This is a genomic window from Leptospira saintgironsiae, from assembly GCF_002811765.1.
GTDB lineage: Bacteria > Spirochaetota > Leptospiria > Leptospirales > Leptospiraceae > Leptospira_B > Leptospira_B saintgironsiae.
Genome location: NZ_NPDR01000004.1, coordinates 131,211 through 145,269, shown reverse-complemented (window position 1 = coordinate 145,269; position 14,059 = coordinate 131,211). Strand labels below are relative to the sequence as shown.

17 protein-coding genes are annotated in these 14,059 nt (G+C 39.4%); 7 read left to right on the top strand and 10 right to left on the bottom strand.

Translation table 11 applies throughout. The features are described from left to right. Nucleotides 1-3 precede the first annotated feature (3 nt). Genes CH362_RS10850 through CH362_RS10835 form a run of 4 tightly spaced genes read left to right on the top strand, consistent with a single transcriptional unit; the run spans nt 4 to nt 3,567 of the window. Nucleotides 4-402 (top strand): cytochrome c maturation protein CcmE domain-containing protein, encoded by a 399-nt coding sequence (locus tag CH362_RS10850; protein ID WP_086446084.1) that lies wholly within the window; start codon nt 4-6, stop codon nt 400-402. Continuing rightward, complete coding sequence (locus CH362_RS10845) at nt 399-2,582, top strand: heme lyase CcmF/NrfE family subunit (RefSeq protein WP_100710372.1); 2,184 nt, start codon at nt 399-401, stop codon at nt 2,580-2,582. Before CH362_RS10850 ends, CH362_RS10845 begins: the two co-directional genes overlap by 4 nt. Then, nucleotides 2,579-3,163, top strand: coding sequence for a cytochrome c-type biogenesis protein CcmH (locus CH362_RS10840; protein WP_100710371.1), 585 nt, complete (start codon nt 2,579-2,581; stop codon nt 3,161-3,163). The genes CH362_RS10845 and CH362_RS10840 overlap by 4 nt, the downstream gene beginning before the upstream one ends. After that, the gene (locus CH362_RS10835) at nt 3,163-3,567 is read left to right on the top strand and encodes a zinc ribbon domain-containing protein (protein ID WP_100710370.1); all 405 of its coding nucleotides are present in this window, start codon (nt 3,163-3,165) and stop codon (nt 3,565-3,567) included. Before CH362_RS10840 ends, CH362_RS10835 begins: the two co-directional genes overlap by 1 nt. Before the next feature lie 8 nt (nt 3,568-3,575). Here the strand turns inward: CH362_RS10835 and hisE are convergent, their stop codons facing one another. Next, nucleotides 3,576-3,854 carry a phosphoribosyl-ATP diphosphatase gene (gene hisE, locus CH362_RS10830; RefSeq protein ID WP_008593771.1) on the bottom strand — a complete coding sequence of 93 codons (279 nt, stop codon included), beginning with the start codon at nt 3,852-3,854 and terminating at the stop codon, nt 3,576-3,578. A gap of 120 nt (nt 3,855-3,974) precedes the next feature. Between hisE and CH362_RS10825 the strand changes: the two genes are divergently transcribed. Beyond that, nucleotides 3,975-4,796, top strand: a complete 822-nt coding sequence (locus CH362_RS10825; protein ID WP_100710369.1) for a tetratricopeptide repeat protein — start codon at nt 3,975-3,977, stop codon at nt 4,794-4,796. Here CH362_RS10825 and CH362_RS10820 read toward each other — a convergent pair whose 3' ends face one another. The 5 genes from CH362_RS10820 to CH362_RS10800 are packed head-to-tail and all read right to left on the bottom strand — an operon-like array spanning nt 4,797 to nt 9,056. Next, on the bottom strand, nt 4,797-6,107 hold the full coding sequence (locus CH362_RS10820) for a UDP-glucose dehydrogenase family protein (protein WP_100710368.1): 1,311 nt from the start codon (nt 6,105-6,107) through the stop codon (nt 4,797-4,799). A gap of 42 nt (nt 6,108-6,149) precedes the next feature. Next, nucleotides 6,150-7,352: an ABC transporter ATP-binding protein gene (locus CH362_RS10815; protein WP_100710367.1), complete on the bottom strand. Its 1,203-nt coding sequence runs from the start codon at nt 7,350-7,352 to the stop codon at nt 6,150-6,152. Continuing rightward, the gene (locus CH362_RS10810) at nt 7,349-8,119 is read right to left on the bottom strand and encodes an ABC transporter permease (protein ID WP_100710366.1); all 771 of its coding nucleotides are present in this window, start codon (nt 8,117-8,119) and stop codon (nt 7,349-7,351) included. Before CH362_RS10810 ends, CH362_RS10815 begins: the two co-directional genes overlap by 4 nt. Nucleotides 8,120-8,157: 38 nt before the next feature. Next, entirely contained in the window at nt 8,158-8,829 is a 672-nt protein-coding gene (locus CH362_RS10805) for a JAB domain-containing protein (protein ID WP_100710365.1), read from the bottom strand. 2 nt (nt 8,830-8,831) lie between these two features. Then, nucleotides 8,832-9,056, bottom strand: a complete 225-nt coding sequence (locus CH362_RS10800) for an LIC12298 family protein (protein WP_086446075.1) — start codon at nt 9,054-9,056, stop codon at nt 8,832-8,834. A gap of 287 nt (nt 9,057-9,343) precedes the next feature. Between CH362_RS10800 and CH362_RS10795 the strand changes: the two genes are divergently transcribed. Together CH362_RS10795 and CH362_RS10790 are read left to right on the top strand one after the other, a co-directional pair. After that, nucleotides 9,344-10,210, top strand: coding sequence for a hypothetical protein (locus CH362_RS10795; protein WP_100710364.1), 867 nt, complete (start codon nt 9,344-9,346; stop codon nt 10,208-10,210). Continuing rightward, complete coding sequence (locus tag CH362_RS10790; RefSeq protein WP_100710363.1) at nt 10,211-11,509, top strand: hypothetical protein; 1,299 nt, start codon at nt 10,211-10,213, stop codon at nt 11,507-11,509. Nucleotides 11,510-11,556: 47 nt separating this feature from the next. On the opposite strand, the gene CH362_RS10785 is transcribed toward CH362_RS10790, so the two are convergent. From CH362_RS10785 to tsaD, 4 genes are all read right to left on the bottom strand, one after another. Continuing rightward, entirely contained in the window at nt 11,557-11,913 is a 357-nt protein-coding gene (locus tag CH362_RS10785) for a DUF5615 family PIN-like protein (RefSeq protein WP_100710362.1), read from the bottom strand. Continuing rightward, nucleotides 11,910-12,167 (bottom strand): DUF433 domain-containing protein, encoded by a 258-nt coding sequence (locus tag CH362_RS10780; protein WP_100710361.1) that lies wholly within the window; start codon nt 12,165-12,167, stop codon nt 11,910-11,912. The genes CH362_RS10785 and CH362_RS10780 overlap by 4 nt, the downstream gene beginning before the upstream one ends. Nucleotides 12,168-12,285: 118 nt before the next feature. Continuing rightward, entirely contained in the window at nt 12,286-13,044 is a 759-nt protein-coding gene (gene pssA / locus CH362_RS10775; protein ID WP_100710360.1) for a CDP-diacylglycerol--serine O-phosphatidyltransferase, read from the bottom strand. Next, nucleotides 13,041-14,057 carry a tRNA (adenosine(37)-N6)-threonylcarbamoyltransferase complex transferase subunit TsaD gene (tsaD, locus tag CH362_RS10770; protein WP_100710359.1) on the bottom strand — a complete coding sequence of 339 codons (1,017 nt, stop codon included), beginning with the start codon at nt 14,055-14,057 and terminating at the stop codon, nt 13,041-13,043. Before tsaD ends, pssA begins: the two co-directional genes overlap by 4 nt. Nucleotides 14,058-14,059 lie beyond the last annotated feature (2 nt).

Below are 14,059 nucleotides of genomic sequence, written 5' to 3'. Positions count from 1 at the left end.
CACATGAACGTGAAATTTACCGTGCTTGCGAGTATCATCGCACTTTCCTTAGGAACAATTGCATTCTTCTCTTCTAAAGAAACTTCTTACACATTATTGGATGCTTCTGATTTAGCTGCGAATACCACAAAATACGAAGCAGATGATCTATTAAGAGTAAGAGGATTCGTAAAATTAGGTTCTCTTATCCGAGAAGGAAAAACTGCCAAGTTTGTCCTCCAACTAAACGAAAAAGAAGTTCCTGTATTTTTTACAGGAGCCACACTACTGCCTGACGCATTTAAAGAAGGTGCAAGAGCAAGGGTGGATGGAGTTTGGAAAAATGGAGTCCTAGTTGCCGATAAGGTAGAAGCGAAATGTGCGTCCAAATACGAAGCAGGTTATAAAGAAGAAGAACAATGAATGATTTAGGCGCAGTTTGTCTCATATCCTCCTTCTCCATCCTATTATTTTCCATTATTCAAACTAGTTACGGAATTTTTAAAAACGATTCCAGAGCTTTAGAATTAGGCCGTTATACTTTAATGTCCAATTTTGCGGTCGTTCTACTGGCATTCATAGTGTTGGTTGTCCAACTTATGAGAACGGATCTATCCAACTATTATGTTGCGATGCATTCCAGTGAACATCTTCCATTATTCTACAAGATGACTTCTGTTTGGTCCGGATCTTCCGGTTCACTTCTATTCTGGAATTTACTTCTCTCCGGATTTACATTCATAGTCCTTTGGCAAACAAAAGATCTATTGAATGAAAGAATTCCGGTAATGCATCTTTCTTTGGCAGTGATCACCTGCTTCTTCTCCTTTTTAGCAATCTTCTTTCCAGATGCACAACCTTTCCGTGAATTTCAACCGGCAGCAGTCGCAGGTAGAGGATTAAATCCACTCTTACAACACTGGGCGATGATCATTCACCCTCCGATCTTATATATAGGTTATGTAAGTTTTGCGATCCCATTCGCAATTGCTTCTTCTGCATTGATCACAGGACAACTATCAGAGAACTGGTTTAGATTTGTAAGAAGATGGAGCATCTTCTCTTGGTTTTTCTTAGGAACAGGAATACTTTTAGGTTCCAAATGGGCTTACGAAGAATTAGGATGGGGCGGTTATTGGGCATGGGATCCGGTTGAAAACGCAAGCTTGATGCCTTGGCTTTTATCAACAGCATTCTTACATTCAATGATCATTCAAGAAAGAAGAGGAATGTTAAAGTTTTGGAATATGCTTTTGATCATATTAGCATTCCATTTCTGCTTACTCGGAACTTGGATCACTCGAAGCGGAGTTTTAGAAGGACCACACTCTTTCTCCAAATCAAGTATTGGAACTCCATTTATAGTTTTTATAGGAGCAAGTTTCTTCTTCTATCTTGGAATTCTAATATATAGAAAAGACAAACTCAAACCGGAGAGAAACTTAGAAGCAATCACTTCCAAGGAAGGAAGTTTTTTACTTAACAATTTCCTTTTAGTGATAGCGACTCTTTCCATTCTATTAGGAGTATTCTCTCCTTTATTATCGGGTGTAGAATATAAGGCTCCTTGGTTCAATTCCTGGGGGGTTCCTGCTGGAATTCTTCTCATTTTACTCATGGGAGCCGCTCCATTGCTCGCGTGGAGAAAAGGCGCCGATCAAATCTTCTTCACCACATTATTAAAACCTCTGATCGCTGGATTTATTGGAGCAGGGATCTATATCCTATATTACACTCGCAATTTTTCGATCAGTGATTATAGCTTAGGCGATGTGCTCGGAGAAGTTTATAGTGTTCTTACAGTAGGACTTGGGATCTTCACTATTGCCGGGATTGTACAAGAATATCATAACGGCATTAAGGCGAGAAGGTCCGCTATTCATGGCGAAAACTATTTCCAGGCCGGATTCAGAATGCTTCTTAAAAACAAAAGAAGATACGGCGGATATTTAGTTCACCTCTCCATGGTAATTTTGTTTATCGGTCTTGCAGGAAACGCATTTAAACAAAACACTTCCGTAAAGTTTTTCTATTTTTTAAGATTTTCCCCTACGAATGAGCTTATCTATACAAGTGATGACACTGCGATTTTGGGTGATTATACAATAGGCGCTACTACTCTAAAGATCAAACCGATCGTAAATGGAGATCCTGAAGCAGGACTCAATCATAGAAACGTAATCGTTTCTCATGAAGCGACATTCGAAGTCAAAAAACAGCTAAAAGATTTTGATACGATGGTGACAGAGAGAAGATACTATCCTCAGATCTCTCATTTAAGCGGAGACTTCGAAACTCATATTCCTACTAGCGAACCTTCTATCTCTTCTACCCCTAAAGAAGATCTTTATATCCAATTGGGAGCGATAGAACATGCGGATCTTTCGGATGAAAATCCGGATCTTCCTGGCATGTTTTTGGACTTCTTCTTTACAAGAGATCCTGCGATCAAGGCTGCAAAATATCTGAAATTCCCGAACCAGATCGTAGCGAATTTAGAAGTCTGGGTCAATCCAATGGTGAAATTTATTTGGGCAGGATCTTTGATGTTCTTCTTATCCGGACTTTTGATCCTATTGCCTATAGGAGAAGATAAAAAATGAAAGTTTTAGTCTCTTCTAAACTATATAAGAAAATACTAATTTCTCTTTTTGGATTTTTCATATGGGCAAGTGCGATAAATGCTGATTCTACTTTTACAAATCTGACCGACCAAGAACAAATCCGCACATTCCATAATGTGACCGAAAGGATCCGATGTATTTGTATCCCTTCTATAGCGATCAAAAGTTGTTCTTTCAATAATTGTACAGTTTCTGCGAAACTCAAACTTTTCATAGAGAACAGAATTAGAGCAGGAGAATCTGCAGATTTGATCGTGGACAAAATGGTTCATGGTTTTGGCCAAGATATTGTTTCAGATCCTATCATCGCAAAGTTTATTGAAACTGGAAACCAAGGAATGGCTCAAGGAGTCATCATGGGTTTTGGTCCGGATATTCTGGCAAAACCCGATTCTTCTTGGATCGATTTTAGTATCGCGGCGGCTGCTGCATTCGGGATGCTTCTCATCTATTTATATTTAAAAAGAAGGACTGCTCCTAAAGCAGCAATCGCTACCGAATCCGAAAATCATTCTTCTTTTGATAAATACATCTCTGAAATAGAGGAAAAACAGAAATAATGGATTTTCTATTAATTTTCTTTTATATAGTTTTAGTCGCAATCGTTGCGGCGCCGTTCGTTTACGTGAGTATGTTTGCAAAACATATACCGTACGAAACTGATCCTAAAAGTTCTGAGCTGTTTGATAGAAGGGATGTTCTTCTGGATAACCTGAAAGATCTGAAAATTGAATTCGATACAGGAAAATTGACCGAAACAGAATTCAAATCTATCTCCTCAGGTTTAGTAAAAGAATTAGAAGAGCAAGATAAGAAGATTAGTCAAGGCGTTACAACTCTATCCAAAACGGAAACTTCCGCCAAACCTCAGTTGGGTGGAAAGTTCTGTCATAACTGTGGATTTAAAATAGAAATTTTCGGAGCAAAGTTTTGCCCTGAATGCGGGACAAAACTCCAAGTCTGAACTGATTATTAAGAGTGTCTTTTTTTAAGTTCTTCTACTATGTCGGAAAGAGAAAGTCCTCTTTCCACAAGAAGAACCTGTAAATGAAATAGTAAGTCCGCGGATTCGTGAGTGAGTTCTTTTTTATCCGCATTTTTTGCCGCGATAATCACTTCTCCAGCTTCTTCCCCTACTTTTTTAAGGATACGATCCACGCCACCTCGGAAGAGGTCCGCAGTATAGGATTTTTCGGGAAGTTCTTCTTTTCTTTTTTTAAGGATTTGCTCTAACTGAAGCAGGAAGTCCATCGTTACCACCGGAGATACTTCGAATATCCGGACCGGTTCTTGACGGTAAACAAAAAATTCCGTATTTCTGCGTTTCCTTAAAAACGAAACAGAGAAAAAAAGGTCGAAGAGATGAGACCAATGCGCCCTTTTTCAAAAATCCAATCCATCCTTCTATTGATTTGCCTTTTGCTCTCATCCGAGATGAGTGCAGAGGTTTGGGAGACTTCCGTTGAGACCGCTTTTAATAAGGCGAAGAAGGAAGGAAAACCCATCTTTATAGATGTATACGCAGATTGGTGCGGATACTGCAAGACCCTCAAAAAGGAAATTTATCCTAAAAAAGAAGTGAAACAAGAACTATCCAAGTTCGTACTTCTTTCTTTGGACGGGGACAGATTTCCTAACTTAAAGAAAAAGTATGATGTAACTGGTTACCCAACTCTTCTATTTTTAGATAAGAACGGAAGTCTGACAGAGAAGATCGCTGGGATGCCAGATCATAAAATGGTCATCAAAACATTAAGATCGGCATATTCAAAAAGAGACAAAGAAGTTAGCCTACTTGCAGACTTGGAAAAAGATCCCGATAATAATCTTCTTCTTTTAAAAGTGGGAGAATATTACTTCGAAGCAAAAGAATACAAAAAAGCAGCAGACTACTTTTACAAATCATTCGCTTCCGAAGATCTCAGGATGCCTGAAAACAAACATAAGGCTTTATTCAATCTGGGACTTAGTTTTACAGAACTAAAAAACTGGGAGAAAGCTATTAAAACGTTTTCTTTATATTTGGATAAGTTCCCAACGGGACATTCCAAAGCTGCTTTGTATTATAGAGGGGGGGCTTATTCTTCTCTCGGCCAAAAAACGGAAGCGAAAGAAGATCTAAAAAAAGCCCTGGAGCTCAGCTCTGATCCGGAGGAAAAGAAAGAGATCCAGGACTTATTAAATCGGCTCTGATTAAACCGATTGTTTACCAATAGAGAAGTATTTGAATCCTTCTTTTTTCATATGGTCCGGTCGATATTGGTTTCTACCGTCAAAGATCACATGACCTTTCATTAACTTTTTAATTCTGGAAAAATCAGGTTCTCTGAATTCTCTCCATTCGGTAAGAAGAAGGAGTGCATCTGCACCTTCTAACGCGTCATACGCATCTTTAGCATATTCTATCTTATCTTTAAAATAGTATTCAGAAGTTTCTTTAGATACAGGATCAAATGCCTTTATCTTAGCGCCTTCTTCATGCAATTTTAGTAATAGAGGAATAGAAGGAGCTTCTCTCATATCGTCTGTGCCCGGCTTGAATGCGAGTCCCCAAACTGCTAGAGTTTTTCCTTTGATCTGACCTTTTCCGAAAAAGTCCTCTATCTTAGTATATAAACGGACTTTTTGGTCTTCGTTCACTCTTTCTACTTCTCTAATAATACGAAGAGAAGAAGAAAAATTTTCAGAAGTACGGATCAATGCACGAACGTCCTTAGGAAAACAAGATCCACCGTAACCGATACCAGCATATAAGAATTGGCGGCCGATCCTGGAATCAGTTCCCATTCCTTTTCTTACATCTTCATAATCCGCGCCTACGGTTTCGCATAAGTTAGCGATCTCGTTTGCAAAAGAGATCTTAGTAGCTAAGAATGCGTTACATGCGTATTTCGTTAGCTCCGCAGAAACAGTTCCCATTTTAATGATTGGGTTTCCGTTCAATACGAATGGGGCATAAAGCTGAGCAACAAGCGATCCAGCTCTTTCACTGTCCGCACCAATCACAACTCTTTCAGGTTTCATGAAGTCGTCGATAGCAGCGCCTTCTTTCAAGAACTCTGGATTGGATACCACGTCGAATTCGTGTTTGGTGTTTTTGGAAACAATTTCTTTTACTTTAGCAGCAGTTCCTACGGGAACAGTGGACTTATCCACGATCACTTTGTAACCGTTGATTGATTTTCCTATCTGTTCAGCGACTGCAAATACTGCGCTTAGATCCGCAGATCCGTCTTCGGATGTTGGAGTTCCAACAGCGATAAAAATGATTTCTGAGCCTTCTACTCCTTCTTGGATGGAAGTGCTGAAACCAAGTCGATTTTCCTTATGGTTATTCAAAACCAATTCGGATAGACCAGGTTCATAAATAGGTATGATTCCTTTTTTCAAGTCCTCTATTTTTTTAGAGTCCTTATCCACGCAGATCACATGATTTCCATATTCAGCGAAGCAAGCTCCAGCAACAAGGCCCACATAGCCGCTTCCAATTACGCAAACTTTCATACGAAAACCAGAATCCTTTCAAAGAGGAGGCTGGGAAGGAATTTATCCGGAAAAATTCCCTTTTTTCGCCTCGACTTTGACCGGGATCCAAGCGGCGCCTTCAAATTTTGGGACATCCAATCTTTCCAGCTCGAATTGAATCACCCCATCCTTCCAAAGATAGGAACCTTCTGCATGGCTTTCACCAGAATGTAATGCGATCCCCAAGGAATATTTCCCGGGAGAAAGATTCATCGGAAAACGAAAATCTATTCGAACGGGCTCCTTTGGTTTTAGATCTTTTTGGCGACCACCAATATGGAATGTATTCGTTCCGAAAACTCGTATCCCTCGATGATCATCTATATGAAAACCAACGGTTAGATCTTCTAAAGAAGAACGAAAAGATGCGCTTACTCTTAATAAAACTTCGGCGCCAACAGGGAGGATAGAAGGATTAGATTTGCCCGCGTATTGGATCTCTACATCCAAAGATTCTACCAAAGAATCCTTATCTTGTATCTTAGTGTTTCCATCCAAAGAAGAAGATGCGATAATCTGCATATATTGTCTAAAGCCGTCTATCGGATCCCCATCGAATACCAGCTTTCCTTTTTCTAAAACAATAAGTCTAGTGCAGACAGATTTTAAAAGTTCCAAGTCATGACTTACAATTAAAGTAAGAGTTCCTTCTTCCGAAAACTTGCGGAACCTGTTTAAACTTTTCTGCTGGAAGCTTGCGTCACCTACAGCCAAAGCCTCGTCCACAATCAAGATATCAGGACGTTTTGCAGTCGCGAGTGCAAATCCCAATCTCATCGTCATTCCGGAAGAATAATTTTTTAAAGGGCTTTTACGAAATTCAGACAGCCCGGAAAAATGAAAAATTTCCTCAGAAGATTTGATCAATTCTTCCGGATCTAATCCCCAAACCAAACCGTTATAGTATAAGTTTTCTTCTCCAGAAAGTTCCGGATTGAAACCAACACCCAATTCTAAGATAGAACGGACAGTTCCCTTCTTCTCTAATTTACCGGAATCCACTTTGGAAACTCCGGTAAGCAACTTAAGTAGAGTGGATTTTCCGGCACCGTTGCGGCCGATGATGCCGATGACTTCTCCCTTCTCCGCGGAAAAAGAAATTCCATCTAGCGCCTTGTATTTTACATCCAGGCCAAAATAACCGAATGTGATGGCGCTTAAAAGTCTATTCCAGGGTTTACTATAACCTTGGTAGGTCTTTGAAATATTCTCTATCTTAATCAAAGGTGATCCAACACTATCTGATTTAATTTAGTACGACTTAAAAGAAAGATCCCTATGAAAATCCCAAAAAATGGAAGAAATTCCCAAACCCCTGCTTGCGGAGTATATCCAACTAATAAAGCAGATCTAAAAATTTCTAAAGGAAAGAAGAATGGATTGAACACATTCAGTTTTCCTAAAATACCTTTGGATTCGTAAAGAATAGGAAGTCCCCAAAATAAAAACTGGGTCAATAATCTCACCAAAGGAGAAATATCTCGGAGAATAATATTCACACGAGCCAAATAACTTTGGAGACAGGCCAGAAATAATCCGGTGCAGAACATGGATAAAAAAGAAAGAGGTAAACTCCAAAACCCAAGTTTGCCAGCCCAAGCCAAAAAGATAAAGATTGGAATAGAAGTTACGAGCCAATGTAACAAAAACTGAACAAATGGGATCCAAAGAAAAATTTCAGGACCAAGAGGGGATCTTTTGATCAACTGCCTATTGTCAGTAAGAATCCCTGTACCTCTGATCAAATATTCTTGCAGAGGTATCCAGAACAAAAGTCCGCTAAGTACATTAGAAAAATATTCTATGGAATTTTCCCCCTGGGATCTGATACCGATAAAATAAAATACGATCGTATAGATCAGGATAAGACTTACGTTTTGTAGGAACATCCAGGTTAAACCCAATGCGGAGCCTGCGTACTGCAATGCATAATCCCTTCTGACAAGAACTGATAAAATTCTGAGATTACGCAAAAAAACGAAAGAGGTCACTCTATAACCTAGGATTGGAATTTAAGAGGAGAAATAGATCAGTTCTCTTCTAGTCGAGTAGATTGTTTGCAGGAAAAGATCCCGTCAATTCCAAAAATCCAATGGTCCAAAAGCTCTATATCCAAATTACCGAGTATATCCTTTAAGTTGGTATAGACTTCCCAATCTTCTTGGCTTGGAAAACAGATCATACCAGGATGATTATGGGCAAGTATTGCTCGGGAGGCCTCGTCATTCAGTATGATCCGGACCAAATCTCTGGGAAGCACTCCCACTTCTTCTAAACTACCCTTGGAAACTATCTCTACTCTTAAAAGATCTCCTGCAGGAGAGATAGTAGCTAAAACAAAACATTCTCTTTTTAAAGGGGAGAATAAACCCTGCAGATAAGAAGCAAGTGTAGTCGGGTTATAACCCGTCATTCGGATCGATTTGTATTTGAGTCGTTTGGCTAGTTCTAAGGCGGCCAATAAGGTACTGACCTTTGCCTTACCCAAACCGTTGATATGAAAATTTCTAGGAATATTGGATGAGAGAAGTCCTCCCAATCCTTGGGACTTTTTTAGAATATCTCGGCTGAGATCTTCGACAGGAAGGCCCCTGCTACCTTTGCCCAAAAGAACGGCAATCAGCTCCCAGTCCTCCAGATTGTCTGCATCATGAAAGATACGGGATCTAGGATCCAGGCCTGAGTCCCAGCGCTCAGCCAAGTTTAAATTTTTCTCAGGTTCTTCTTACTCAGCTCAGAAAGTGTTTCAGAGAACCAATTTCCATCCTGGACCAAGTCCCCTTGGAAAGATTCTTCCAAATAATCCGCGAAGGTCTTAGAGTTCGGTTCAGAAGAACGAACTTTTTCCCTCCAATCGAATCCCGCTCCAGCGAGACCTTTACGGCTTCTCTCGTAAGCACCTGAATCTTGTAGAGATCGAATCATCATAACTTTCTTTCCCTCGTCTATTTAGACGACATAAATTGAATTTATTACACTAATAATCTACTAAACGGTTATTTATATACTATACGTATTTATAGCTACCGTCAAGCGTTTACCGTATTTTTTTAGAGAAATTTCCGAATATCTACCCAGCAACTTCTCACTCACAAGATCCATTCTACCCTCAGCCCGGACAAATCCTGAGCTCAACCTCGTTTCCATTTGGAAAAAAGTACTTCGGTTTAGTAAAAATTTCACGCATCTCTCACTGAATTTGACCCGTCTCGGGAATGAGGTTCCTACATTTAGTCATCCTTCTTCTTCCCAGCGCTTTTGTATTTGGATTCGACGGGAACATACCTGCGGAGGTTTGGTTTCGCCCTTGGTGGAAAGGAGGAGAATTATCCCTTTTTGGAATATTCGAAAAAGAAGAAGCTCCGCTGTCAGGAATTTCTCTCCAGCTCCCATTTTCATTCGGCTCCAAAGAAGAATATAGACTCTCCTATGTTCGAAGCGGTCGGAACAAGGAGGGAAAATTTTTCGAAACAGTTTCCTTAGGTTATCAAATTGCTCTAAATCAGAATTTTGGCGTTCGATTTAGATTGGGAGCAGGAGGTTTGGAACCTTCTTCCTATTTTACTTCAATTGGGATCTATGGTTCCAAATTGAGTTGGGATCTTTTTGGAAGAAAGAACCAGGAAGAAAATTCATTAGGAGTATTACTCAACGCTTCTCATGATTCAGAATTTCGGATCGGTTTAGGTTTTGAAAGGATCCGAAGTAGTTCCGCAGATTTTGAAGATAGAATTTCCATCGGAATTTATTGGAACTGGGAAGGATTTTTAGGACAATTAGAAGGTTTCGAATCTGAAAAAAATCCAATCGGATACTTGGGACTCGGATATTCTCCATTTTATAAAAAAGAAGAAGGCCCTAAACGAATCTCTCCGCCGCAAGCAGTTACCGAACGAACAAATATATATCCTTCTCTGGAAGCAGAAGAACTTTTAAGACTTGGATTTTCCTTACAAGAATCCATTTCCATTTCTTCTTATTCCAAAGGACCTGCCGAAAAATTTGAAACTTATCTGGACTCAATTCCGGAACATAAAAGAAAAAAAATCAAAAAACTGATCCGGACCAAAAGGGGATTTTGAATGAAAAGATCCCTTTTTGTATTATTCTTTTTTTCGAATATTCTATCTGCAGAAAATTATCCTTCTGCATTTTCCACAGGAGTTTCCTTTTCCGGCTATAATTCCAGATATTATACCAAAAGACAAGAGACCGTTTGGTTCAGAGGAGAAGTTTGTCTAAAAGATTTTGTTTTACTTCTTCCTGATCCAGAGTGTTCCAAACACAAAGTATTTTTAGAAAAAAGAGGAGAGACTTATTTAGGCTCTTATCAATTCGAGAATAAAAATATTTATCTTTCTTATGGGAATCGATTCAGGCCTTTAAACCATTTTTTCTTTTTAAGAGAGAAATTCGATTTTTCTTCCTTTTGGTTTTTAGAACAACCAACTGTTAGAACAGGATTTTTAGGATTAAAATTCGGAGAAGGTATATTAGGAACTTATTATGCGGAAAATTCTGCGGATAAACAACCAGGCTTTTTCTTCAAACCGTATAAAAATTATCTGGAACTGGCTTATTCTCCCCAAACAAAAGAAGGATTTATACTTTTAGAATTCCCTTCTTCAGATGAGAGAAAATTAGAAAGGAAACCATACTGGTTCAGAACTGAAATTTTCGGGACAAAGGACGATCCACAAGGAATTATATCCACTTCTTGGACAGATAGAGAGAAGGACAAAAGAATATTCGTCTCAGGATTCAGAGGAAGATCGGGACAATTATTCCAACTTTCAGAAAGAACAGACCCGGAAGAAAAAGCAGAATTATTCAGATTTGTCTGGGAACCAGGCCCTTATAGAAGATTACAATTCGCAGAATCCAGTCGATATTCTTCCGATGGAAAGGAATTGTACTCGGCCCAATCAGTTTTAGGCAGGATGGAAATTTTAGAATTCCCTTGGTTTGCAATTTTAGCTCAGGCTCGGGCCTATTCTTTTTCGGATCATTCTTCTTGGGTTTTTGGAAAAGGTTTATACATAGCATATCAGAAAAAATTTTGGAGATGGGAATTAGGGCAGGAGTGGAGAAAAAACGGAGATAGACTTACAGAAGCAGGCTTGCAACTCTCCATCGGTAAAAATTGGAAAATTTATTCGAGCCTCATTTATGCAGAAGAGAAAAATTTATATCCAGCATTCGCAGAAGAATCAATCACTCCGGAAGAAACAGGTTTGGTAGTAACAGACAAATCATTTTATTCTTTCTTACGTATCTTTCATCCTTATTTTTCAATTCATATTCGCCATACAAGAGAGAAAGAAAGTAAAGGTGATGGCTTAAGTATGAGATTTCAGGTTTATATTCCCGTTTTCGATTAAGATATCTAAATAGATATCAGAGCGAAATAAATTGTCGGAAGTAATTTTTACGAAAGATCTGGTAATCGTAATCTTAGTTTATCTGCTGATGCAGTAATAATGGCGCCGGAAAATAATTCTTTTTCATGTAAACCTAATATATATTTGCTGATTCTCACTTGCTCGCTTGTCGAAAGATTCACTAAACGAACAATTCCATGATGTGGGATTTTTCGGACAACAGCCAATTCTCCGAAGTCTTTATCTAAGGTTATTAGAATCCTTTTCTGCTCGAATGCCAAGGTAAGGATTTCTTCATCACCCGGATCAGATTGAAAATCTCCGACCCAGATCACATCGATTCCAGATAAGAGTAATTCCTTTAATACTCCTCCCCAGACGCATGTGTCTAATAAGACTTTCACGCAACTTGGCTTGAGTCAGTAGGAATATTCTCTATTCTTTCGTGGGAGATTATTCGATGTGCATAAACAAGACAAGCTTGTATGTCATCCAATTCTAACCAAGGATAACCTTGCAAGATCTGCTCAGACGTATCACCTGCTGCAAGCATTCCAAGAATATGCTCAACAGCCAATCTACGACCCCGAACGATTGGTTTTCCGCCCAAGATTTTAGGATCGAAGGTGATCCTTTTAATTAGCTTTTCCTGATCCATATCTCATTTAGTCTCTTGGATTTTTTTAGCACCGTCCAATCTTTTTTAAAAGAGAAGCTAGTATCAGTAATGAAAAGTTATTCCATTTACACTAAGCCAAAAAATAAAAATACTCTTATTAGTCTAGTTTTACTCTCAGTTCTTGCAGAATATGGATGAGGAAAGTCAAAATCCCAGAGAAGATATAAAGACAGATCAATCCATAAACAAGCCAAGGCCAACGAGCAAATCCCACAAAGAAGAGTGCAATCAATGCGGCTCCAAGCATTAAACCAGCACGTAAAGGACTTAGCTTAGAACGAATTGCTACTTGAGGTTTTCCATAACGAATATTAGAAACCATTAAAAAAGCGATTAGGATAAATAGAGGAATTCCTAACCAATGAGGAAGAGTATGATCCTTTCCTAAGAAAATTGGTAAAAACCCGATAGTAATTCCTGCAATAGGAGATGGTAATCCAGTAAAAGAAGAAGGATCATGTGCCACGTTAAATCTGGCTAATCTGTATGCAGCACAAGCAGGAAATATAGCAGCGATCAACATTCCGATCGGGAAAAGATCTTCTTTTCCGAATACATCAATCTTGTATTCTCCCAGAACCATATTATAAAAAAGGAATCCAGGTGCGATACCGAACGCAGTAAGATCTGCAAGACTGTCCAAGTCAGCGCCTAGTTCGCTAGTTGCATCCAAGGCTCTTGCAGTCATTCCATCCAATCCGTCGCAGATTGCTGCGAGCAGGATGAAAAATCCGGAGAGTATATAGGATTGAGGTCCGTTACCTGTTGCCTCGGAAGCGATCAGTATGGAAACAAATCCCATACTTAAGTTCCCGAGAGTGATCATATTTGGAATCCAATGTAGCCTGCGATTCATATGTAGGTCTCCTGCCTTACTGGACTTACCGTAAAGTCCAAACTCTTAGAATATCCCTGTTTAAATAGATAATAACCGAGGGCAGCAACCATCGCGCCGTTATCCGTGCAGTAGATCTTTTTTTGGGGAGATAAAAATTCCAGGGAATTTTTATCCGCGAATTGGGATAATCTGTTACGAAGTGTAGAATTCGCCAAGACCCCTCCCCCTGCTAGGATCCTTTTAATCCCAGTAATGGAAACTGCACGTTTCAAATTTCTTTCCACAAGCTCAAACGCTGTCTTTTGGAAATGATAACATACTGCCTGAGTGGACAGTTCTGGTTGTTTTGCTTTCAAATGAGAAACAGCAGTTTTTAAACCTGAAAAAGAAAAGGCGACACGATCCTGCTCCAGATTCCTAAGCAAAGGAGGTAATAGATCTTTTTCTTTCGGTCCAGGAACATACTTGGATGCTTCCTTTTCAATAGGAGGTCCACCAGGATAAGGCAAAGACAATAAGCCTGCAACCTTATCGAACGCTTCTCCTAAGGCGTCGTCCATAGTATCTCCCACCACTTCCATTTTTCCGAAATGGGGAATTCTATAAATTGCGGAATTCCCACCGGAAAGAAGCAATCCCAATACAGGAAAGACAGGTTCCACTTCTTCTAAATGTAATACAGCAAAATGAGCCTGTAAATGACAAAGTGGAACGATTGGTGTTCCATACACTGCATGAATGGATCTTGCAAGTTGTGCTCCGATCATGAGCGAACCAGTTAAACCTGGAGATCTTGTCACAGCCACATAGTCCAGATCAGAAAGACCGATCTTAGATTCTTCTAACACTTCTGAAAGAAGAGGATTGATCTTTTCTAAATGAGCACGGGAGGCAATCTCTGGAACAATCCCTCTAAAAGGTTTGTGCAAATCTATCTGACTAAAAATTTTGAGGGAAAGTAATTCTTTCCCATCTTTTACAATTGCTAGGCTGGTTTCGTCGCAGCTAGTCTCTATTCCTAGACCGATCATGG

Coding starts and splice junctions, on each gene's coding strand:
- CH362_RS10845 (WP_100710372.1), top strand. CDS start 399: ATGAATGATTTAGGCGCAGTTTGTCTCATATCCTCCTTCTCCATCCTA.
- CH362_RS10850 (WP_086446084.1), top strand. CDS start 4: ATGAACGTGAAATTTACCGTGCTTGCGAGTATCATCGCACTTTCCTTA.
- tsaD (WP_100710359.1), bottom strand. CDS start 14,057: ATGATCGGTCTAGGAATAGAGACTAGCTGCGACGAAACCAGCCTAGCA.
- CH362_RS10825 (WP_100710369.1), top strand. CDS start 3,975: ATGCGCCCTTTTTCAAAAATCCAATCCATCCTTCTATTGATTTGCCTT.
- CH362_RS10780 (WP_100710361.1), bottom strand. CDS start 12,167: ATGGATCAGGAAAAGCTAATTAAAAGGATCACCTTCGATCCTAAAATC.
- pssA (WP_100710360.1), bottom strand. CDS start 13,044: ATGAATCGCAGGCTACATTGGATTCCAAATATGATCACTCTCGGGAAC.
- CH362_RS10800 (WP_086446075.1), bottom strand. CDS start 9,056: ATGATGATTCGATCTCTACAAGATTCAGGTGCTTACGAGAGAAGCCGT.
- CH362_RS10790 (WP_100710363.1), top strand. CDS start 10,211: ATGAAAAGATCCCTTTTTGTATTATTCTTTTTTTCGAATATTCTATCT.
- CH362_RS10835 (WP_100710370.1), top strand. CDS start 3,163: ATGGATTTTCTATTAATTTTCTTTTATATAGTTTTAGTCGCAATCGTT.
- CH362_RS10795 (WP_100710364.1), top strand. CDS start 9,344: ATGAGGTTCCTACATTTAGTCATCCTTCTTCTTCCCAGCGCTTTTGTA.
- hisE (WP_008593771.1), bottom strand. CDS start 3,854: ATGGACTTCCTGCTTCAGTTAGAGCAAATCCTTAAAAAAAGAAAAGAA.
- CH362_RS10820 (WP_100710368.1), bottom strand. CDS start 6,107: ATGAAAGTTTGCGTAATTGGAAGCGGCTATGTGGGCCTTGTTGCTGGA.
- CH362_RS10840 (WP_100710371.1), top strand. CDS start 2,579: ATGAAAGTTTTAGTCTCTTCTAAACTATATAAGAAAATACTAATTTCT.